Source organism: Microbispora sp. CA-135349 (assembly GCF_050947365.1).
Taxonomy (GTDB): domain Bacteria; phylum Actinomycetota; class Actinomycetes; order Streptosporangiales; family Streptosporangiaceae; genus Microbispora.
Genome location: NZ_CP192001.1, coordinates 4,803,747 through 4,824,915, shown reverse-complemented (window position 1 = coordinate 4,824,915; position 21,169 = coordinate 4,803,747). Strand labels below are relative to the sequence as shown.

The window sequence follows — 21,169 nt, the reverse complement described above, 5'->3', positions numbered from 1 at the left end:
CAGCCTGATCCCGCGACGCTCGGCACGACCTCCAGACGCGTTCAGGGACTGAGCTTCTCGTGCGCGTTGCCGTGCCACTCGACGAGCAGGACGGTGGCGTCGTCGTGCAGCCGGTTGTCGTGATATTCCAGCACGGTCCTGATCAGGCGGCGCAGGGTCTCGGGCACCGGCAGCCCGGCGGCGTTCTCCCGGATCATGAACTCGACGAACCGGCCCAGGCCGAACTCGCCGCTGTCGGGGCTGCGCATCTCGGTGATGCCGTCGGTGTAGAGCAGGAGCCGGTCGCCGGGCTCCAGCTGCTCCCGGCACAGCATGACGGGCAGGCCGAGATCGAGCCCCATCGGGTGGGCGGGCGGGCACTTCAGTGTGGAGGTCCACCGGCCGTGGCGGATCAGCACCGGTGCGTGGTGGCCGCGGTTCACCCAGGAGAAAACGCCGGTGCCGAGGTCGAGATCGCCGATGACCGCCGTGACGAAACGGTCGCCCCGGCCGAACTCGTCGATCAGGGCCCGCTCGATCGCCTCGCTGTTGCGCACCAGGCCCATGCCCTGCCGCCGGTGGTTGCGGCAGCAGGCCACGGCGAGGTTCGCGGTCAGCCCGGCCGAGACGTCGTGGCCCATCGCGTCGAAGACCCCCACGTGCGCGAGGGCTCCGGAGGTGGAGTAGTCGAAGGCGTCACCGCCGATCTCGTACGCCGGTTCGAGCACGGCGCCGATCGTCACCGCCGGTGTGGCGAAGGTCAGCGGCGGCGTCAGATTCCACTGCATCTCCGCCGCCACGTTCATCGGCCGGCTCCGGACGAGGCGCGCGTGGCAGTCGCTGAAAGAGCGCTTGCTGACGACGATCAGCGCGATGAGGGACGCGATGTGCCGCATGCGGTCCTGGATTTCGTCGTCCTCCGACTCGGGGACCATGTGGAGCACGCCGATGCGCTCGGTGCCGTCCAGCAGGGGCACCCACCACTGGCCCGGGCCGCCGTCCTCCGGACCGCTCCGCAGCATGCGCACCTCCTGCAGCGCGCGCCCGGCGAGCGTGGTGTCGATCTTGAGCTCCTCCGGCTGGAAGTCCTCGTCGCCGATGCCGCACAACCGGCGCAGTACGCTCTGCTGCAGGTCGGCGAGGTAGACGCCGATCTCCTCGAAGCCCGCCTCGCGTTCGTACCGGGCGAGCAGCGCCGGGATGCCCTCGAACGCCGTCAGATGGCTGTCCTCCAGCATGCCCGCCAACGCCCGCAACAGCTCACGATCATGAGAAGGGGGGATGCCCTGCTCCATCTGTCCACCCCCGTGGTCCTTCACCACCTACCCACGATGCTCCACCGCGCCTGAGTCAGAGCTGGGCCCCGGGGACATTTGGGCAACGTATTACTTCGGGGGCCGGACGAACCCGGCGACGGCCCACTCGACCATGGGCGACCGCACGCTCAGTCGAAGAAGCGGGCCAGCCGCCGTTCGCAGGCGGGCTCCCGGCCGTCCTTCGCCGGGACCAGATCGGCGAAGACCGTGGAATCGTCGCGGGTGACCAGCAGCGGGTACCAGCACCGGCCCGTGTCGTCGGGCCGGCACAGGTGCTTGAACGTCTGCACGTCGATCAGCCGGACGTGCGTGGGGTCGGCCACCGCGTTGACGTGCCGCCACCAGGGCGCGAGCACGTGCAGCACACCGCCGGGGCGCAGGACCCGGTGGCACTCGCGCAGCAGGGGCAGGTAGTCGGCCAGGTGCTCCAGCACGTGCACCACGAAGATCTGGTCCACCGACTCGTCCGCCAGCGGCACGCCGTACGCCAGGTCGGCCAGCACGTCGACCACCGGGGTGGGGCGCAGGTCGACGCCGACGTTGTCGCGGTGCTGCTTGGTGCCGCCGCAGCCGAGGTCGACGACCCGGGGCGGGGCGCCGGCCACCCGCACCCTGTCCCACACCGCCAGCACCCCGGACAGACGACCGAGGCGTTCGCGCAGAAGATCGAGGCCGCCGGCGGCCGGCACGTCGCCCTCGACGTGCGCGACCCCGCCGTCGAAGCGGACCCGCACGTCCAGGCCGCGCAGCCGTGCATCGTGCGCCAGAAGGTCCGCCGCCGCCTCCTCGAGGTCCCGGTCGACCAGGTCACGCCGACGCCTGTCCATCCCGTCCACTCCTCGCCGCTCCGGATCACCTGTCCCTACCCGCCCCGGGCGGCCGCGTACGCATGACGGGCCTTTGCGAGGATGAATGAAGGCCGTACGACGGGGGCAGGTGAGCGGTCATGCGCGATCCGCGGGCCGGGGGGACCGGCGGACAGCGGGAACGGCACGTGGGAGGAGACGCGGACGTGGTGGCGGAAAGATCCGGAGCGACAGATGCCAGGGGCACCTCACCCGAGCCGCTGACGCCGGAACCGGACGACGGAGGGCTGGAGGAGCTCATCGGCGACGCGTCCGACATCGAGACGCCGGCCGCCGAGACGCCGCCGCCGACCGGGTCGGAGTCGGCGATGCCCGAGGCCGAGCCCGACATCGGCCCGACCTCCTGAGCCGTCCCGGCTCCGCGCGGATGGCGGGGCGTCGCCGCCGCCGCGACCGGCGGGCGGTGGGCCATGCCCACCGCTCCGCATCGCCGGTAGCGGCCCCGAGTTCGGTCAGCGGCTCGTTACGGTGAGGCATGAGGGCCTACGAACAGCTGGACGTTCGGTACGTGCACCGCAACTGCTGAACTCGGGGAATTCAGCCCTCGCGGCTTCAAGCGCCGAGCAGTTCCACCGTGCCGTTCGCGCCGTCCACTCTGATCCTGTCGCCGTCGCGTACCCGCATGGTGGCGTTGCCGGTGCCCACGACGGCGGGGATGCCCAGCTCGCGGGCCACGATGGAGGCGTGCGAGAGAGGCGCCCCGACGTCGGTGACCACGGCCGCCGCGCGCGGGAACAGCGGCGTCCAGCCCACGTTGGTGAGCGTGGTGACCAGGATCTCACCGGGCCGGAGCCGATCGCCGTCCTCGGGGCGGGCGATCACCCTGGCGACACCCTCGACCACGCCCGGCGCGCCGGGAAAGCCGGTCACGGTGTCCACGGCCAGGGGGACGCCGCCGCGGGCATCGTAGACGTCGGCGCGCCTGTGGGGGTCTGCCGCCCAGCGGACCGGGTCGAACCGGCCCACGATGAGCGTCGGGTATGGCGGGAGCGCCGCGTACATCTCGTACGTCGCCCGCCGGGCCGGCACCCGTTCCAGCGGGGCGGCGTCGCCGCCGAGCACGGCGAGCAATTCGTCGAGGTAGAGGTGGAACAGGTCGTCACCGTGGCCGGTCAGCTCGCCGGCCCGCAGGACGAACGCCCGCAGCACCCAGAACGCGCGGACGACCTCCGACCGGGTGGCCTCGCGGTCGCGCACCACTCCGGCCCAGCGCTCGACCCTCGCCCGCATCCCGGCCTCCCGGCGGGGGTGGCGCCGGGCGAAGCGCGCCCACGCCTCCTCCCTGGCCTTGCGCTGCCGGGCCAGCATGCCGTCCGCGCCGGTTTGCATGTCCCGCAGCCCCGCGAGCTGGGCGTCGATCCAGGCGGGGTCCTCCCCGGGGCGCGGGACGGACACCTCGAACTCGTGCGGTCCGCGGTGGCCGTAGAGCCGGGCGAAGGTCTCCCTGGTGATCTCGCCGGATGCCAGCCGGCCCAGCCCCGTGATCAGGCCGAGGCTGGCCAGCTCGCCCTCGCCGCCCGCGCCCGTCAGGATGGCGTCCGCGTCGGTCTCGCCCACCAGCGTGCGCAGCCTGCCGCGGGTGAAGACGAGCGTGCCGCCACCCTGCCGTCCCGCGGCCTCCAGCATGCGGCAGGCCGTGCGGAAATGCGGCTCGACGTCCCGCGACCACATGGCGGCAAGTTCAGGGGCCGACGAGGTGGACCGGATCGCGGCGCGCAGCTCCTCGCATCGCTCCAGGGAGGTGGACAGAAAGGCCCGCATGCCTCCGAGGCTCGCCTTGACCCTGCGCTGGCGGCGTACGGCCAAGGGCACCGCCGTTGTGATGATCTGCCACCGGGACATCCCTAGCGGCGGCACGTCCAGGCCCGGCGGCAGCTTGCCGAATACCTGCTCGATCGCACCGAGCCTGCTCCCCATGCCCAACGCCCGGGCGACGGAGACCGCGATGCTCAGGTTCATGTAGAAACGGCCGCCGATGTTGCCGACCAGGTCGAAGCCGGGCAGCGCGGCGGCCGACATGGCCTCGTTGATGAACAGACGGACGAACGACCAGGTGATGGGCGTCATGACGTCGGGGATGGCCTCCCCGAGGTTGCCGGACGTCCACAGGTAGTCGCCCTTGAGGCTGTCGTTCCACTCCTCCACCCGTGACCCGGAAGCGGTGATCGGGCGGGCCTGGACGAGGGCGAACGTGCCCGCGCGCATGGTCCATTCCACGTCCATCGGCGTGCCGTACAGCGCCTGGACGCGCGCGCCCAGCTCGGCCAGAGCCTGGGCCTGCGACCTGGTGAGGACGGGGACCCGGCGCAGGTCCTCGGGGACCGGCTCCTCGCGGGTGCCGCCGGGGGCGCGGACGGTCATGACGGTCTTGTCGCCGGTGCGCTCCTCGACGACCGCGGCGCCGGAGACGACGACCGTGTCGGGGATGACATGGCCGCCGACCACGGTCTCACCCAGGCCCCACGACGCGTTGATCACAGTCGAGTCGCGGGCGCCGGTGACGGGGTCGGCGGTGAACATGACGCCCGCCGCGTCGGCGTCCACGAGCTCCTGCACCACGACCGCCAGGGCGACGTCGTCGTGTGGCACGCCGTTCTGTTCCCTATAGGCGATGGCGCGGGCGTTCCAGAGGGAGGCCCAGCAGCGCTTGACCGCGTCGAGCAGCCCATCGGCTCTGACGTTGAGGAAGGTGTCCTGCTGCCCGGCGAACGACATGCCGGGAAGGTCCTCGGCGGTGGCGGACGAGCGCACTGCCACCGGGACGTCGTCGCCCAGTGCCGCATGAGCGGCGCGGATCTCCGCGGCGATCGGCTCGGGAAGCTCGCGCCCGGCGAACAGGGCGGCGATCCGCTCGGCGTCGCCCGCCGCGGCGGCGGCCAGCGTCTCCTCGCGGAAGTCCGCCACGAAGGCCCGGTAGGCCTCGGTGGTGATGTGGAAGCCGCCGGGGACGGGCAGCCCTGCCCGTGCGAGGGTGGCCAGCGAGGCGCCCTTCCCCCCCACGGTGGCGAGGTCGGCGCCGGTGTCGTCCAGGGGGATGACGACCTTCATGTCACACGCTCCTCGGAGAGCTCAGGGAATCCGCCAGCTTGCGCCGGGCGACGTCCGTCATCGAGTCGAGATAGTCGAGGGTGGCCCGTTCCACGGCGTCTACGGCGTCATCGGGCAGCGCCCGTCCGGTGCCGATGGCGCGCTCGACCATGTCGGCGAGCAGCGGGGCGAGTCGCTCCTCCGGGGGAGGCCCGCCGGGGAGCATCCACGGCACGGTGAGGAACCCGTAAATGATCGAGCCGATCACCAGGACGTGGTCGCCCGACAGGTCTCTGGCCGCGCCCACCCGGATCAGCGCGGCGTAGTAGGCGTCCAACGCCTCGCCCGGGTTCACCGCGCCGGGGCCGTGCCGCTTCTGCCGGACGAGCTTGCCGAGCACCTCCGAGTCGCCGACCAGCGCCGCCTTCAGCAACGGCCGGCGCAGCAAGCCCGCGGCGATCCCGGCGAACAGCTCGCGCGGCGTGGCGGGAGCGCTCCGCCGCACCTCCTCGAGCATCCGCACCCGCTCCCGGCGCAGTAGCGCGGCGAAGAGCGCGTCGCGCGTCCTCCAGTGCAGATAGATGGTGCCCTTGGCGACGCCGGCCTGCTTGGCGACGTCGTCGATGGTCGTCTTGTCGTAGCCCCAGCGGCCGATCAGCTCGGCGGCGGCGTCGAGGATGCGGTGCGCCCGCTCCACCTGGCGCGCCGGATCCTGCGGGGGCCGTCCCACCCTGCTCATGTCCCCATCTCCATTGTTTGACCGGATGACATTATCCGGTCATAGAACTGAAGACAACGGCGGTGGGGCCAGGACTTCGTAGCGGCCGACGTGATGGGCGCGAAGGCGGCGGCATCGGGATCCGGTCGGCCCGCGAGCCGGCCTCGTCTCAGTCGGTGGTGGGTTTGATCCAGTCGAGGGCGCGCTCGACCGCCCTCCGCCAGTTGTCGTACTCGTCCTCGCGCCGTTCCGGGTCCATCGCCGGCGTCCACTGGGCGGCGCGGTGCCAGTTGCGCCGCAGGCCCTCCAGGTCGGGCCAGTAGCCGACGGCGAGCCCGGCGGCGTACGCCGCGCCGAGGGAGACGGTCTCGGCGACCATGGGCCGGACCACCGGCACGTCCAGCACGTCGGCGATGAACTGCATCAGCAGGTTGTCGGACGTCATGCCGCCGTCGACCTTGAGCGTGGTGAGGGCGATGCCCGCGTCGGCGTTCATGGCGTCCACCACCTCGCGGGTCTGCCAGCCCGTGGCCTCCAGCACGGCGCGGGCGAGATGGCCCTTGGTGATGTACGAGGTGAGCCCGACGATGACCCCGCGGGCCTCGCTGCGCCAGTGGGGCGCGAACAGCCCGGAGAACGCGGGGACGATGTAGCAGCCGCCGTTGTCGTCGACCGTGCGGGCCAGGGTCTCGATCTCCGGGGCGGTGCTGATGATCCCGAGCCGGTCCCTGAACCACTGCACGAGCGCGCCGGTGATCGCGATGGAGCCCTCCAGGGCGTACACCGCGGGCTGGTCGCCGATCTGGTAGCCGACCGTGGTGAGCAGGCCGTGGGTGGAGGCGACCGGCTCGGTGCCGGTGTTGAGCAGCAGGAACGCGCCGGTGCCGTAGGTGCACTTGGCCTCGCCGCGGTGGAAGCAGGTCTGCCCGAACAGCGCGGCCTGCTGGTCGCCGAGCGCCGCGGAGATCCGCACGCCGGGCAGCACCCGCCGGGCCGTGCCGTACGTCTCGCTGGACGGGCGGATCTCCGGCAGCATCGCGCGGGGGATGCCGAAGAAGCCGAGCAGGACCGGGTCCCAGTCGAGGTCGCGGAGGTTCATCAGCAGCGTGCGGCTGGCGTTGGTCACGTCGGTGACGTGGACGCCGCCGTCCGGACCGCCGGTGAGGTTCCAGATGAGCCAGCTCTCCATCGTGCCGAAAAGGACCTCGCCGCGCTCGGCCCGTTCGCGCAGCCCGTCGGTGTCGTCGAGCAGCCAGCGGACGGTGGGGGCGGAGAAGTACGTGGCCAGGGGCAGGCCGCAGCGCTCGCGCACCACGTGCGCGTCGGGGCGGCGCGACAGCTCGTCGACCAGGGTGTCGGTCCTGGTGTCCTGCCAGACGACGGCGGGGGCGACCGGGACGCCGGTGCGCCGGTCCCACAGCACCGTCGTCTCCCGCTGGTTGGCGATGCCGACGGCGGCGACCTCGCCGGGCCCGATGCCCGCCTGGGCGAGCGCCTCGGGGCCGATCCGCTCAAGGTTGCGCCAGATCTCGACGGCGTCGTGCTCCACCCAGCCGGGACGCGGGAAGCGCTGCTTGTGCTCCCGCTGCGTCACCGAGACCAGACGGCCGCGCTGGTCGAACAGGATGCACCGGGTCGAGGTGGTGCCTTGGTCGATGGACATCACATAACGCTGGGTCACGGCGGCCTGCCTTCGGGGCGGATGCGGTGAGGGGCGGATGCGGTGAGGGGAGGTGAGGGGGGTCACCAGCGGGAGGCGCCGAGGTCGCGGGAGACGGCCCGCGCCGCGTCGCGCACATAGCCCACCAGTTCGGGGCGGGGACGTCCGCCGGAGTCGCAGATCCGCTCGGTGGCGCCGGAGATGCCCATGGCGCCCACCACGAGTCCTCCATACCCCCGGATCGGGGCCGCCACCCCCGCCTCGCCCATGCCGGCCTCGTCGGCGTCCGACGCCCAGCCGTGCTCGCGCACGGTCGCGAGCGCGCGCGACAACTCCTTGTGCGTCCGCACGGTGCGGCGGGTGAACTGCTCCAGCTCCCCGTCCTGTACGGCGTCCTGCACGGTGGCGGCCGCGTTGGCGTCGTAGGCGAGCAGCACCTTGCCGATCGCCGTGGCGTGCATGGGCAGGAGCATGCCGACGTCGAGCGTCTGCAGGCTGTCGTCGGGCCGGAAGACGTGGTGGACGACCAGGACCTTGCCCTGGAGGTGGGTGCCGATCCGCACCGCCTCGCCGCTGCGCGCGGCCAGGGCGTCGGCCCAGTTGATCGCCCGCGAGCGGAGCTCGTTCACGTCGAGGTAGCTGGTGCCCAGATGCAGCAGCGCCGCGCCGAGCTGGTACTTGCCGGTCGCCTCGTCCTGCTCGACGAAACCGACGAGCTGGAGGGTGCGCAGGATGCCGTGCGCCGTCCCGCGGGCCAGTCCCAAAGAGTTCGCGATCTCGGTGAGGCCGAGCCGCCCCGATCCCTGGGCGAGCAGCCGCAGGATCGCGGCGGCGCGTTCGATGGACTGGACCGGACCTGGCACGCCCCGGATTCTAGCGATGCCGGAAGGTGTTCGACACTGCCGACACCTGATCGGACATGGATGGAAGATCTTTTGTCATCGGACGGTTTCGCGCGAAATGTGAGTGTTCGCGTCATACCCGGGGAGCGTAGTACGACGTTCGGAATGTGACCAGTGTTCGACAATGCCGACGATCTTTTATTGACGCTCCCTTGGGTGCCGTTTAACGTCCGGACAACCGGCGGCGCTCACAGCGAGCACTTCGGGATCTGACGGGCGTGGTCAAGGAGGAGACACATGGCGGAAGGGCGAAGCGACCGAAGGCTACTCAATCCATTCGCGGGTGAGCTCGCGGCCGAGTTCGCGGGCACGGCGATCCTCATCCTGTTCGGCGTCGGCGTGGTGGCCCAGGTGACGGCCGGCGGCATCGGCGACCACGACAGCATCGCGTGGGCGTGGGGACTGGGGGTGACCCTCGGCGTCTACACGGCGGCCCGGCTCAGCGGCGCCCACCTCAACCCGGCCGTCACGGTCGCCCTCGCCGTCTTCAAGGGCTTCTCCTGGCGGAAGGTCCTGCCGTACGCGCTGGCGCAGACCGCGGGCGCCTTCGTGGCGGCGCTGCTGGTCCGCTGGAACTACGCCGAGGTTCTCGCGAAGGTGGACCCCGGGCACACGATCAAGACGCAGGGGGTCTTCTCCACCCTCCCCGGCAACGGCGCGCTGCCGGTCACCCAGTGGGGGGCGCTGCGCGACCAGATCATCGGCACGGCCATCCTGCTGTTCCTCATCTTCGCGATCTCCGACGAGCGCAACTCGGCGCCGCTCGCCAACCTCGCCCCGGTCATCGTCGGCCTGCTCGTGGTCGCGATCGGCATGGCGTGGGGGACCGACGCCGGCTACGCCATCAACCCCGCCCGCGACTTCGGCCCGCGCCTCGCCTCGTTCTTCACGGGGTACGGCTCGGCGTTCCGCGACCAGTACGGTGGGCTCTACTTCTGGGTGCCGATCATCGGGCCGCTGGCCGGCGGCGTCGTCGGCGCCGGGCTCTACCAGCTCCTGGTCGCCCGCTTCCTGCCGCGTACGGACGCGCCCGAGCCCGGTCGCACGCCGGAGCCCGCCGCGCAGGCCGGCTGATCATCGCCGGGCCGAGACCGGCAACGTCCAGCTCACCCGAGCTCATACGAGACGAGAGGCGCAACGAGAATGGCAGACTACGTCGGCGCGGTCGACCAGGGGACGACCAGCACCCGCTTCATGATCTTCGATCACGGCGGCAACGAGGTCGCCCGCCACCAGCTGGAACACCAGCAGATCCTGCCGCAGGCGGGCTGGGTCGAGCACAACCCGACCGAGATCTGGGAGCGCACCCGGGCGGTCGCCGAGACCGCGATGCGCACCGCGGGCCTGCAGGCCTCCGACCTCGCGGCGCTCGGCATCACCAACCAGCGCGAGACCACCGTCGTGTGGGACCGGCGCACCGGCCGGCCGTACTACAACGCCATCGTCTGGCAGGACACCCGCACCGACCGCATCGCCTCCGCCCTCGAACGAGAGGGCAAGGGCGAGGTGATCCGGCGCAAGGCGGGCCTGCCGCCCGCCACCTACTTCTCCGGCGGCAAGATCCAGTGGATTCTGGAGAACGTCCCCGGCGTCCGCGAGGCGGCCGAGCGCGGCGACGCGATCTTCGGCAACACCGACACGTGGCTGCTGTGGAACCTGACGGGGGGCGTCGACGGCGGCGTCCACGTGACCGACCCCACCAACGCAAGCCGCACCATGCTGATGAACCTCGAGACGCTCGACTGGGACGACGAGCTGCTGTCGTTCTTCGGCGTCCCCCGCCAGATGCTCCCCGAGATCCGGCCCTCCTCCAACCCAGACCTGTACGGCGTGACCCGCGCGAGCGGCCCGCTCGGAGGCGAGGTGCCGCTGGCGGGCGACCTCGGCGACCAGCAGGCCGCGACCGTCGGCCAGGTCTGCTTCGAGCCCGGCACGGCCAAGAACACCTACGGCACCGGCAACTTCCTGCTGCTCAACACCGGCGCCGAGCTCGTGCGCTCCCAGCACGGCCTGCTGACCACGGTCTGCTACCAGTTCGGCTCGGCCAAGCCGGTGTACGCCCTGGAGGGGTCGATCGCGGTCACAGGCTCGGCCGTGCAGTGGCTGCGCGACCAGCTCGGCATCATCTCCGGGGCGTCGCAGAGCGAGGCGCTCGCCAGGCAGGTCGAGGACAACGGCGGCGTCTACTTCGTGCCCGCCTTCTCCGGCCTGTTCGCGCCCTACTGGCGATCCGACGCCCGCGGCGCCATCGTCGGCCTGTCCCGCTACAACACCAACGCCCATCTGGCCCGCGCCACGCTCGAGTCGATCTGCTACCAGACCAAGGACGTGGTCGGCGCGATGGAGCAGGACTCCGGCGTCGTCCTCGACGTGCTGCGGGTGGACGGCGGCGTGACGGCCAACGAGCTGTGCATGCAGATGCAGGCCGACATCCTCGGCGTCCCGGTGTCGCGTCCGGTGGTGGCCGAGACCACCGCGCTCGGCGCCGCGTACGCCGCCGGGCTGGCCGTGGGCTTCTGGAAGTCCACCGACGACCTCAAGCGCAACTGGCACGAGGACCGCCGCTGGGAGCCCGGCTGGAGCGACGAGCAGCGGGAGCGCGGCTACGCCGGATGGCGCAAGGCCGTCCAGCGGACGCTCGACTGGGTCGACGTCGACTGACCTGCCTGAACCAACGAGGGAGTAAACACCGATATGTCTGTACCCATGGGTCCCCGCGCTCGGGAGGCGGCGCTGCGGAGGCTGAGCGAGGACGAGTTCGACGTCCTGGTCGTCGGCGGCGGGGTGGTCGGCGCCGGGGTCGCGCTCGACGCGGTCTCGCGCGGCCTGTCCGTCGCGCTGGTGGAGGCCCGTGACCTCGCGGCCGGCACCTCGAGCCGGTCGAGCAAGCTGATCCACGGCGGGCTGCGCTACCTGGAGCAGCTCGACTTCCGCCTGGTGCGGGAGGCGCTGCGGGAGCGCGGCCTGCTGGTGACCCGGCTGGCCCCGCACCTGGTCCGCCCGGTGCCGTTCCTGTTCCCGCTGCGCCACCGCGTGTGGGAGCGCGGCTACGTCGGCGCGGGCGTGCTGCTGTACGACACGCTCGGCGGCGCCCGCGCACTGCCCCGCCACCGCCAGCTCAGCCACAGCCGGGCGCTGCGCGAGGCCCCCGGGCTGCGCAGCGACGCGCTCGTCGGGGCGATCCAGTACTACGACGCCCAGGTCGACGACGCCCGCTTCACGATGATGCTGGCCCGCACGGCCATGCAGTACGGCGCGTGCGTCACCACCCGCACCAAGGTCACCGGGTTCCTGCGCGAGGAGTCGCCGGACGGAGGGGGACGGGTCACCGGCGCGGTGGTGCGCGACCTGGAGGGCGGCGCCGAGTTGCGCGTCAGGGCCCGCCAGGTGATCAACGCCACCGGCGTGTGGACCGACGAGATCCAGCGGCTCGCGGGGGCGTCGCCGGGCTCGCGGGGGTCGGTGAGCGTCCAGGCGTCCAAGGGCGTGCACCTCGTCGTGCCCAGGGAGAAGATCCGGCTCGACACCGGCCTGATCCTGCGCACCGAGAAGAGCGTGCTGTTCGTCATCCCCTGGGGTCCGCACTGGATCGTCGGCACCACCGACACCCCCTGGGACCTGGACAAGGTCGAGCCGGCCCCCACGCGGGCCGACATCGACTACATCCTGGAGCACGTCAACGCCGTGCTGCGGACGCCGCTCACCCACGACGACGTCGAGGGCGTCTACGCCGGCCTGCGCCCGCTGCTGGGCGGATCGGGGTCGGAGACCGTCAAGCTGTCCAGGGAGCACGCGGTCATCCGGCCCGAGCCCGGCCTGGTGATCGTCGCGGGTGGCAAGTACACCACCTACCGCGTGATGGCCAAGGACGCCGTCGACGTCGCGGTGGCCGATCTCGGCCAGAAGGTGCCCGCGTCGGTCACCGACCGCGTTCCCGTCCTCGGGGCCGCCGGGTTCGAGGCGCTGCGCAACAACAGGCGGCGCCTCGCCGGGCGCGCGGGGCTGCCCGTCGCGCGCGTCGAGCACCTGCTCGGCCGCTACGGCTCCTGCGTCGAGGAGGTGCTCGCCCTGATCGAGGCCGATCCCGGCCTGGGCGAGCCGATTCCGGGCGGGCAGGGCTATCTCAAGGCCGAGGCCGTGTACGCGGTCACGCACGAGGGAGCGCTGCACTTGGAGGACGTCCTGGTCCGCCGCACCCGGGTCTTCATCGAGGAGCGCGACCACGGGCTCGCGGCGGCCCCCGAGGTCGCCGCGCTCATCGCGCCCGTCCTCGGCTGGGACGACGACCGGGTGCGGGAGGAGATCGACGCCTACCGGTCCGGCGTGGAGGCCGACCTCGCGGCGCAGCGTGAGATCGACGACGCGACGGCCAACGCCGTACGGCTCTCGGCGGCCGCCCCGGCGCGGCACGTGGCCTAGAACGATCGGCGCGGCTGCCCCGGCCCGTCTCCCGGCCGGCCCGGGCAGCCGCGCGGCCACGCATCTCAGAGCGGGGGGAACAGGCGGATGAGGCCGCCCTCCAGGTAAGCGGTCCGGCCGGCGTCCACCGCTGCGATCGCCGCGTTCATCCTCCGCGCCAGGCCCGGCGGCAAGAGCGTGTCGAGGTCTGCGGGGTGGTCAGTCCTTGACCAGGAGGCCCTGGAAGGTGACGTCGCCTTCGTCGCCGTCCCATCGGTAGGCGAGCCCATCATCGGTCTGGACGAGGGTGATTTTGCCCGCGGCGCACGTGTCCAGCCGGAAGACGAGTGCCGTGCCGGAGCTGCGCGTCAGCCTCAGGCTTCCCCGGCATGAGCTGTTGGTGTCCTTCCAGCTTCCGGTGCGACCGCCCGGCTCCAGCACGATCTGCACGTCGGTCTCGCTGGTTCCCACGAACTGGTCGGGCTCGAGATGACCTCCCCAGGTGCCGGCGAACGCCGCCGGAACCGTCCCGCCCGGCGTGGTCGACGGCGCGGGAGTGGCCTTCGAAGTCGCTGTGGCGTCCCCCGCGGCGTCGTCCGTCGTCACAACGTCGTCCTGGGGCGCGCCGTCATAGTCCGTGACGGTTTCCCCCGGCGTGGCGTCCGCGGGCCGTGCCGGTGAGCCGGCGATGGGCGAGACGGCCGTCGTCGTGGCGGCCGTGCCGCCGGGCAGCAGGCGCGGTCCGAGCAGAGCGGCGGTGACCGACACCGCGGCCACGGCGGCCACCGCCCCGGCGACGATCCCGGTACGGGAAGACCGCCGGCGGCCGCCCGCCCCGGTGGTCTCCGGGGCCGCCGGTATCGTCCCGGCCGGTCCGGGAGCTGGCGAGGCCGGGAGGATCGCGGTCGTCCCGCCCTGCCGTACGTTGTCCGGCCTGGTGGCCGCCGCGGCCGCGCCCGCCTGAAGCGGGTCGGGGGCGGACCCGACGAGCTCCAGCAGCAGGTCGCGGGAGGACGGCCGGCGCGCGGGATCCTTGGCGAGGCATCGTTCGACCACCCCGCGCAGCGAGCGGGGCAGTGCCGAGGAGTCGGGCTCGGCGGTCAGGATACGGTGCATGACCGCGGGGACGCCGGCGGCGCCGAAGGCCGGGCGGCCCGTGGCGGCGAAGATGATCGTGGCTCCCCAGGCGAACACGTCGGAGGCGGGCGTGGCCGGGCCGCCGGCGATCTGCTCGGGAGCCAGGTAGGCCGGGGTGCCGACCGGGCCCGCCGTGATCGTGTCACTCGCGCCGTGCCTGGCGATGCCGAAGTCCACCACCCGGGGGCCGTCCGGACCCAGCAGCACATTCGCCGGCTTGAAGTCCCTGTGCACGATCCCGGCCGCGTGAACGGCCGCCAGCGCCGTGGCCGTGCCGACCGCGAGGCGTTCCAGCTCGCCGCCCCGCAGCGGACCGCCGGAATCGACCCGCTGCTGCAGAGACGGCCCGTCGATGAACTCGCTCACCACGTACGGCATCCGTCCGTCGACCACCGCGGTCAGCACCCGGGCGGTGCAGAAGGGCGCGACCGCGCGCATCGCGTCGAGTTCGCGGGCCAGCCGCTCCTTCACCGACGAGTCGAGCCCCGACTTGAGCACCTTCACCGCGACCGGTTCACCGCGGGGCGACCGTCCGAGGAACACCACCCCCTGCCCGCCCTCGCCGAGCCGTCCGCTCAGTGTGAACTCGCCCAATGCGCGCGGGTCGCCGGGCTCCAGGGGGGTGGCCATGGCACCGAACCCTAGCGACGGGGATGTACGCCCGGGGCATTCACGAGGCCGGCGTTTCCCCGTCTTCAGGGATCGCCGGGCCGCCGCGATAAGCGTCGGCGTGAGCGTGACACAACGATGACACGGCGCTGACGAGGCGGGGACACGGCCGGTCGACAGTGGAGGGGGTCGACCGGGGGACGAGTCACGGAGCCCCACCTACCCAGGACCCGAGGATGCGGCAGTGAGCGAGGACGGACGATGACGCCGGCGGACACGGCGGAGGCCGTGCAGGACGAGGCCGGCCGACGGGACATTGGCGCGGGGACCCGGCGCGCGCGCATCCGCCGGGCGATACGCGCCGCCGCCCGGCCGGGCCCCTGGAAGCGGGCCCCGGTGCTTGCGGCGCCGGCGCTGCTGCTCGGCCTGCTCATGCTGCTGCACGCGAAGGTCCCGAACCGGATCGGGCACCTCGGCAGCCTGGTGGAGACCTTCCTGCCATGGTTCGGCCTGTTCATCCCGGTGCTGCTGGCCGGGGCGCTGTGGCGCCGCTCCGTCTCCACGGTGGCCGCGCTGCTGCTGCCGGTCATGGTGTGGCTGAACCTCTTCGGCGGGCTGCTCGGCGACAAGTCCCGCCCGGGCGGCGACCTCACCGTGGCCGGCCACAACGTCGGCGCCGGCAATCCCGACCCGGCAGGCACCGCCCGCGGCCTGGTCGCCTCCGGGGCGGACGTGCTGGCCCTGGTGGAGCTGACCGAACAGGCCCGGGGCACGTACGAGGAGGAGCTGGCGAAGGCGTACCCGTACCACACGGTGCAGGGCACGGTCGGGCTGTGGAGCAGGCTGCCGCTGTCGGAGACCAGGCCGGTCGACATCGAGATGGACTACGGGCCGGCGGCGGACACCCTGTCGGCCGAGGTCAAGATGATCGACAACCGGGCGCTGCGCACCACGGTGACCACGCACCGGGGTCCGCTGGCGGTGTATGTGGCCCACCTCGCGTCCGCCCGGGTGAATCTCAGGGCGGGCTTCTCGACGGCTCAGCGGGACAGAGGGGCGCAGGCGCTCGGTAAGGCCGTCACTGCCGAGCGGAACGAGCGGGTGGTGCTGCTCGGCGACCTGAACGGCACCATGGACGACCGTGCCTTCGCAGGCCTCACCTCACAGCTGCGCTCGGCCCAGGACGCGGCCGGGGACGGCATCGGCTTCAGCTGGCCGGCCAGATTCCCGGTGGTGCGGATCGACCACATCCTGGTTCGCGGCGTGAAGCCGGAGAGCTCGTGGGTACTGCCGGCCACCGGCAGCGACCACCTGCCGGTGGCGGCCGCAATCAGCTGGTGAAAGCGAGGTGGCGGCCTCGGCCTGTCTTCCGACCGGCCGAGGCCGCCGCGCATCGTCAGAGCCGGGGGAGGGCCGGGCGGGACGGCGCCCGTGGGGGAGCCTGCCCTGATCGACCTCGTCCGGTCGCCGGACAGGTCATCCCCTCGGCGCTTCTTCTACCGGCAGATCGAAAGTTGCCGTCGTCGGCAGGCTCCCCTGGTCGCCGGCCCACTGAACGCGATACGAGTACGCGCCCGCCTCAGCGGGTGTGTCGGTGAACCTGAACGATCCGGTCCTCAACTCGACGGACACGGACGGCAACGCGGTGATCACGGTGCCCTTGCTGTTGGTGACCTTGCGCAGGACCTTCAACGTGGAACGCCGGACCGGGTGCTGACCACCCAGAGCGAGTACGCCGTCGAAGCTGAGCTGTGTGCCGGCGATCCCCGTCGCCGGTCCGGACAGGGTGAGCGACGATGCCGCCTTGACCAAGGTGACGGTCGCCGAGGCGGCGCTCCAGCGCACGCTCGGACTGCCGTCCCAGAGCACGTCGTATCTGATCACCCCTGCGATCCCCGGCCTGTCCCTGAAGGTGAACGTGCCGTCCTTCGCGGTCGTCACATCGAAGCTCGTGCCGTCGCCATCGCCCACTCGACGGGTCATCACCAGTGGCTGCTCACCCGGAGCCGACCCGCCGGGCAGCGTAAGCCGGCCGGTCAGGGTGAGGATGTCGGTCCCGGTCCCGGTGGCAGGAGCTGTCAGCGTCAACGTGGATCCCGGCAGCGTGGCCCCTTGCAGCCGCCACAGGTGCAGCCGATCGTTACTCAGGTCCCTCCACACGCCGAAGACGTCGTCACCCGAGAAGGTAAGTTCCTTCAAATGCATGATCCGGGGAGATGTCGGTGTAGGTCGCCGCCGTCGTCGCACTGTCGTACAGGGTCACGCCCATTGCCGGTTCGGGCCCCCATCCGCACGCGATATGAGTTCCGTCCGCGCTGACCGCGACGACCGGCGAGTAGCTCCCGGAGGCCGGGTCCGGGCCGTAGGTGCGGACCTTCCGGAGGCTGGTCGTGTCCCAGGCGCCGTACTCCTTCACTCCGAGGAATGCCGCGACGACCGTGGAGCCGTCCGGTGTGATGGCGAGACTTCCCAGGAAACCTGTTTTGTTGTCGTGACCGTCGATTCTGCCGCGCAGGGTGGCCGGGGTCGTGCTCACGTCGTACACCGCCAGGCCGGCCGGAGTGAGCCCCGACTCGCCGATCACCAAAGTGCTTCCGGCGACGGCGACCTTGGGGCTGCTGTAGGCCGTTGCTATCAGCACCGGCCGTGGTGCAGGTGCGAACGGGTTGATACGGACGACACGCCATCCCAGTAGTCGTATCCGTATCCCACCCAGAGGTGGTTGCCGGACAGTGCCAGATTGGTCGGGCACGGGTATTCGGCCAGGTTGAATCGCCGTGTGACGGTGAGATCGGCGGCGTTGATCTCGGCCACCTCGTTCGAACCGCGTAGCGCCGCGTAGAGCCGTGTGCCGTCCGGTGTTATGGCGAGGCCCAGCGCACCGGACAGGCCGGTGACGGCACCGTTGAGCGTGCCGTCGGCATCGGCGACGACGATCCGGTCGTCCCCGGCAACGAAGACCTTGCCGCCTCCCGCCACGACGAATCTGTCGGACCCGCCCGGCACGATGGCCGCATGACTGAAGCACCCCCCATCGACGCGATTCCCGATGAGACCGCCTACGCCGAGGCGGTCCAGCTGGCGGACGACGCGGCCGCGGCCTACTACGGCGACGGCACCTCCCCCCTGGACGACGACGCCTACGACAGGCTCGTCCGTGGCATCGCCGCCTACGAGAAGGCCCACCCCGGCCAGGTGCTGGAGGCCTCGCCGACGGGCAAGGTCGCCGGGGTCGTGGGTGACGTCCCGCACACCGTGCCCATGCTCAGCCTGGACAACGTGTTCGGGCCCGAGGAGCTGGCCGGCTGGACCGCCTCGCTGGAACGCCGGCTCGGCCGTCCGGTGACCGCGTGGTCCGTGGAGCCGAAGTTGGACGGGCTCGCGATCGCCGCCCGCTACCGCGGCGGCCGCCTCGTCCAGCTGGTCACCCGCGGCGACGGGAGCGCGGGCGAGGACGTCTCACACGCGATCGGCACGATCGTCGGTCTCCCCGGGCGGCTGGCCGACCCGGTCACCGTGGAGCTGCGTGGCGAGGTGATGATGACCGCCAGGCAGTTCGAGGAGGCGTGCGCGAAACGGCAGGCGCACGACGGGACCACGTTCGCGAACCCGCGCAGCGCCGCCGCGGGCACGCTGCGGGCGCAGGACCGGCCGTACGTGTGCGAGCTGACGTTCTTCGGGTACGGCGCACTGCCGCTGCCCGATGACACCTCCGACCTCGCGACGCGACTCCGGGAGTCGCCGCACAGCCAGGTGATGGACTGGGTCGCCGGACAGGGCGTGCAGACCACCGCGGGAACCGCGGTCGCCGGGATCGTCGCGACGACCGTGGAGCAGGTGCGGCAGAGAGTCGAGGAGATCGCGGCCGCGCGGCCGGAGCTGCCGTTCGGGATCGACGGCATCGTGATCAAGGCGGACGACGCGGCGGATCAGGCGCAGGCCGGGTTCAGCTCGCGGGCGCCCCGGTGGGCGATCGCGTACAAGCTGCCCGCCGTGCAGAAGATCACGAAGCTGCTCGCGGTGGAGTGGAACACCGGCCGGACCGGGGTGATCGCCCCGCGCGCGGTTCTGGAGCCGGTGGAGCTGGACGGCTCCGTCGTGACGTACGCGACGCTGCACAATCCCTCCGACATCGAGCGCCGCGGGCTGCTGGTGGGGGACAGCGTCGTCGTCTACAAGGCCGGCGACGTGATCCCGCGGGTGGAGTCCCCGGTGGTGCACCTGCGCACCGGCGACGAGCAGCCCATCGTGTTCCCGGAGGTGTGCCCGGCCTGCGGTGGCGAGATCGACACGTCGCAGGAGCGGTGGAGGTGTGTGCGAGGCCGCAACTGCCGCGCGATCGCCTCGATCCGGTACGCGGTCGGCCGCGACCAGCTGGACGTGGAAGGGCTGGCCGACAACCGCGTCCAGCAGATGCTGGACGCCGCCTTGATCGCCGACTTCGGCGACCTGTTCTTCCTGACCCGTGAGCAGCTGCTGGGCCTGGAGCGGATGGGGGAGGTGTCCACCGACAACCTCCTGGCCGCGATCGACAGGGCCAAGGCCAGACCGCTGAGCCGGGTGTTCTGCGCGCTCGGGGTCAGGGGGACGGGGCGCTCGATGAGCCGCCGCATCGCCCGGCACTTCGGCACCATGGAGGCCATCCGGGCGGCCGACGCCGAGGCGTTCCAGAGGGTCGACGGCATCGGCCCGGAGAAGGCGCCCGTGATCGTCGCCGAGCTGGCCGAGCTGAGCGACCTCATCGACAGGCTCGTCCGCGCCGGGGTGAACATGGTCGAGCCCGGTGTGGCGGCGGCCGGTGACGAGGACGGCACGGCCGCCCCGGCCCCGGACGGCGACGAGCCGGATGCCCTGCCACTGGCCGGGATGACGGTCGTGGTCACGGGCGCGATGAGCGGGCAGCTGGCGGCACTGTCCCGCAATCAGATGAACGAGCTCGTCGAACAGGCCGGGGGCCGGGCGTCGTCCAGCGTCTCGGCGAAGACCTCGCTGGTCGTCGCGGGGGAGAACGCGGGATCCAAGCGGGCGAAGGCCGAAGCCCTCGGCGTGCGGATCGTCTCCCCGGAGGAGTTCGCCGAGATGGTCGCGCGGCTGTTGTAGGCGTCCCCGGTGGTCTGCGGGGCGTCTGCGGCGCCGGCTCGGCGCGGCGTCGGGCCGACCACGGCCGCGAGCAATACTTAAGCAACCGCTTGACTACCGGAGGCGAGCACGAACCGGACTTCCGCGTCGGCGGCCGGGAGATCAACCGCGCGTACGGCGACGGCACCTCGCTGATCTTCGAGTCCTGGTACCGCGACATCGTCGCCGACAGCCGCATCGTCTACACCTCGTCCCTGTACGGCGGCGACGAGCTGGCCACGGTGTCGCTGACCACGGTCGAGCTCGCCCCGGCCGACGGCGGCACGCTGCTCAGGCTGACCGAGCAGGCGACATTCCTCGACGGCCGGGAGGATCCCGGCTGGCGGCGGCAGGGCACCGGCGACTGGCTCGACGCACTCGGCGCCGAGCTGCGGCGCGGACCGCGGGAACGGGCAACGGGGGAAAGGCCGTCATGACGAGCATCCGCCGGCGGGTGCTGGCGCTGCTGGGGACGGCGTTCTTCATGACCATCCTGGACGGCACCAGTCTGATGTCGGCCCTGCCGGCCATCGAACGCGACCTGGAGCCCGCCGGTTCCGTGGTCCAGTGGGCGGTGACCGCCTACGCGCTGGCCTTCAGCGGCCTGCTGCTGCTGTCCGGCAAGGCCGCCGACCTGCTGGGGCGCCGTAAGGTGTTCCTGGCCGGAATGGCGCTTCGGGTGCTGTCTTCGCTGCTGTGCGGGCTGGCGCCCTCGCTGGGGGCGCTGGTGGCGGCACGTGCCGGGCAGGGCGTCTCCGCGGCGATCATCGCTCCCGCCGCACTGTCGATGGTGGTCGATGCCCACCCAGAGGGCCCTGAGCGCAACAAGGCACTGGGTGTCTGGGGCGGCCTGGGCGGGTTCGGTGCGACCGCGGGCCTGCTGCTCGGCGGGGTCGTCACCGACGCGCTCGGCTGGAGGTGGGTCTTCTGGATCAATCTTCCCGTCGGAGTGGCGGTGTTGCTGCTGGCTCCCTTCCTGCTCGGCGAGAGCCACGCCCGCTCCCGGGGATTCGACCTCGCCGGCACCCTGACCATCACACCGGCCCTCGTCATGCTGGTGTACGTCATCACCCGGGCGCCCGAGGCCGGCTGGGACGTCGGCGCGCCGGCGGCCGCGGCGGTGCTGCTGACGCTGTTCGTCGTGATCGAGCGGCACTCGGCGGCTCCGCTGCTGCTTCCGCCGCGGCTGCTGCGCTCGCGGGCGCTGGTCGGCGGCAACCTGCTGTTGCTCATCGCCGGGATGTCCGTCGACGGCATGCTGATCACCCTCACCGCACACGTGCAGCGGGTGCTGGCATGGTCCGCGACGTCGTTCGGGCTGGTGACCGCCGCTGACGGGGCCCGAGTTGCTACTTGCTGACCTCCTTCTGGCATATAACGGCACAGACGATCCCATAGCTTCCGGTTACTGAAAGTAGTTGTGGAAACACTCTCTGTCA

General features: G+C 71.9%; 18 protein-coding genes. 8 read left to right on the top strand and 10 right to left on the bottom strand.

What is annotated here, in order from left to right; all coding sequences use genetic code 11:
• Positions 1-41: 41 nt before the first annotated feature.
• Together ACQPZZ_RS22405 and ACQPZZ_RS22400 are read right to left on the bottom strand one after the other, a co-directional pair.
• A complete protein-coding gene (locus ACQPZZ_RS22405) occupies positions 42-1,274 on the bottom strand; it encodes a PP2C family protein-serine/threonine phosphatase (protein ID WP_432921434.1) in 1,233 nt (410 codons plus the stop codon).
• A 149-nt stretch (positions 1,275-1,423) separates the two neighbouring features.
• Positions 1,424-2,122 carry a class I SAM-dependent methyltransferase gene (locus ACQPZZ_RS22400; protein WP_432921431.1) on the bottom strand — a complete coding sequence of 233 codons (699 nt, stop codon included), beginning with the start codon at positions 2,120-2,122 and terminating at the stop codon, positions 1,424-1,426.
• A gap of 119 nt (positions 2,123-2,241) precedes the next feature.
• Between ACQPZZ_RS22400 and ACQPZZ_RS22395 the strand changes: the two genes are divergently transcribed.
• Positions 2,242-2,508: a hypothetical protein gene (locus tag ACQPZZ_RS22395; RefSeq protein ID WP_432921428.1), complete on the top strand. Its 267-nt coding sequence runs from the start codon at positions 2,242-2,244 to the stop codon at positions 2,506-2,508.
• Between the two features lie 205 nt (positions 2,509-2,713).
• On the opposite strand, the gene ACQPZZ_RS22390 is transcribed toward ACQPZZ_RS22395, so the two are convergent.
• From ACQPZZ_RS22390 to ACQPZZ_RS22375, 4 genes are all read right to left on the bottom strand, one after another.
• Positions 2,714-5,209 (bottom strand): PEP/pyruvate-binding domain-containing protein, encoded by a 2,496-nt coding sequence (locus tag ACQPZZ_RS22390; RefSeq protein ID WP_432921425.1) that lies wholly within the window; start codon positions 5,207-5,209, stop codon positions 2,714-2,716.
• A 1-nt stretch (position 5,210) separates the two neighbouring features.
• Positions 5,211-5,927 carry a TetR/AcrR family transcriptional regulator gene (locus ACQPZZ_RS22385; protein WP_432921422.1) on the bottom strand — a complete coding sequence of 239 codons (717 nt, stop codon included), beginning with the start codon at positions 5,925-5,927 and terminating at the stop codon, positions 5,211-5,213.
• A gap of 148 nt (positions 5,928-6,075) precedes the next feature.
• Positions 6,076-7,587, bottom strand: coding sequence for a glycerol kinase GlpK (glpK, locus tag ACQPZZ_RS22380; protein WP_432921419.1), 1,512 nt, complete (start codon positions 7,585-7,587; stop codon positions 6,076-6,078).
• A gap of 62 nt (positions 7,588-7,649) precedes the next feature.
• Positions 7,650-8,429: an IclR family transcriptional regulator gene (locus ACQPZZ_RS22375; protein ID WP_363647500.1), complete on the bottom strand. Its 780-nt coding sequence runs from the start codon at positions 8,427-8,429 to the stop codon at positions 7,650-7,652.
• A gap of 276 nt (positions 8,430-8,705) precedes the next feature.
• On the opposite strand from ACQPZZ_RS22375, the gene ACQPZZ_RS22370 reads away from it, so the two are divergent.
• The 3 genes from ACQPZZ_RS22370 to ACQPZZ_RS22360 all read left to right on the top strand — a co-directional run bounded on the left by ACQPZZ_RS22370 (position 8,706) and on the right by ACQPZZ_RS22360 (position 12,887).
• On the top strand, positions 8,706-9,542 hold the full coding sequence (locus ACQPZZ_RS22370) for an MIP/aquaporin family protein (protein ID WP_432921415.1): 837 nt from the start codon (positions 8,706-8,708) through the stop codon (positions 9,540-9,542).
• 69 nt (positions 9,543-9,611) lie between these two features.
• The gene (gene glpK / locus ACQPZZ_RS22365; RefSeq protein WP_432921412.1) at positions 9,612-11,129 is read left to right on the top strand and encodes a glycerol kinase GlpK; all 1,518 of its coding nucleotides are present in this window, start codon (positions 9,612-9,614) and stop codon (positions 11,127-11,129) included.
• 45 nt (positions 11,130-11,174) lie between these two features.
• Positions 11,175-12,887: a glycerol-3-phosphate dehydrogenase/oxidase gene (locus ACQPZZ_RS22360; RefSeq protein ID WP_432921409.1), complete on the top strand. Its 1,713-nt coding sequence runs from the start codon at positions 11,175-11,177 to the stop codon at positions 12,885-12,887.
• Between the two features lie 198 nt (positions 12,888-13,085).
• On the opposite strand, the gene ACQPZZ_RS22355 is transcribed toward ACQPZZ_RS22360, so the two are convergent.
• The gene (locus tag ACQPZZ_RS22355) at positions 13,086-14,633 is read right to left on the bottom strand and encodes a protein kinase domain-containing protein (protein ID WP_432921406.1); all 1,548 of its coding nucleotides are present in this window, start codon (positions 14,631-14,633) and stop codon (positions 13,086-13,088) included.
• Between the two features lie 240 nt (positions 14,634-14,873).
• On the opposite strand from ACQPZZ_RS22355, the gene ACQPZZ_RS22350 reads away from it, so the two are divergent.
• Positions 14,874-15,953, top strand: a complete 1,080-nt coding sequence (locus tag ACQPZZ_RS22350; protein ID WP_432921403.1) for an endonuclease/exonuclease/phosphatase family protein — start codon at positions 14,874-14,876, stop codon at positions 15,951-15,953.
• A 135-nt stretch (positions 15,954-16,088) separates the two neighbouring features.
• On the opposite strand, the gene ACQPZZ_RS22345 is transcribed toward ACQPZZ_RS22350, so the two are convergent.
• The 3 genes from ACQPZZ_RS22345 to ACQPZZ_RS22335 are packed head-to-tail and all read right to left on the bottom strand — an operon-like array spanning position 16,089 to position 17,591.
• Positions 16,089-16,859 (bottom strand): hypothetical protein, encoded by a 771-nt coding sequence (locus tag ACQPZZ_RS22345; RefSeq protein ID WP_432921400.1) that lies wholly within the window; start codon positions 16,857-16,859, stop codon positions 16,089-16,091.
• Positions 16,786-17,253 (bottom strand): hypothetical protein, encoded by a 468-nt coding sequence (locus tag ACQPZZ_RS22340; protein ID WP_432921397.1) that lies wholly within the window; start codon positions 17,251-17,253, stop codon positions 16,786-16,788. Before ACQPZZ_RS22340 ends, ACQPZZ_RS22345 begins: the two co-directional genes overlap by 74 nt.
• On the bottom strand, positions 17,247-17,591 hold the full coding sequence (locus ACQPZZ_RS22335) for a YncE family protein (protein ID WP_432921394.1): 345 nt from the start codon (positions 17,589-17,591) through the stop codon (positions 17,247-17,249). Before ACQPZZ_RS22335 ends, ACQPZZ_RS22340 begins: the two co-directional genes overlap by 7 nt.
• A 36-nt stretch (positions 17,592-17,627) precedes the next feature.
• On the opposite strand from ACQPZZ_RS22335, the gene ligA reads away from it, so the two are divergent.
• The 3 genes from ligA to ACQPZZ_RS22320 all read left to right on the top strand — a co-directional run bounded on the left by ligA (position 17,628) and on the right by ACQPZZ_RS22320 (position 21,090).
• On the top strand, positions 17,628-19,712 hold the full coding sequence (ligA, locus tag ACQPZZ_RS22330) for an NAD-dependent DNA ligase LigA (RefSeq protein ID WP_432921391.1): 2,085 nt from the start codon (positions 17,628-17,630) through the stop codon (positions 19,710-19,712).
• Positions 19,713-19,801: 89 nt separating this feature from the next.
• A complete protein-coding gene (locus ACQPZZ_RS22325; RefSeq protein ID WP_432921388.1) occupies positions 19,802-20,167 on the top strand; it encodes an SRPBCC domain-containing protein in 366 nt (121 codons plus the stop codon).
• Positions 20,164-21,090, top strand: a complete 927-nt coding sequence (locus ACQPZZ_RS22320; RefSeq protein WP_432921385.1) for an MFS transporter — start codon at positions 20,164-20,166, stop codon at positions 21,088-21,090. The genes ACQPZZ_RS22325 and ACQPZZ_RS22320 overlap by 4 nt, the downstream gene beginning before the upstream one ends.
• Positions 21,091-21,169: the final 79 nt, after the last annotated feature.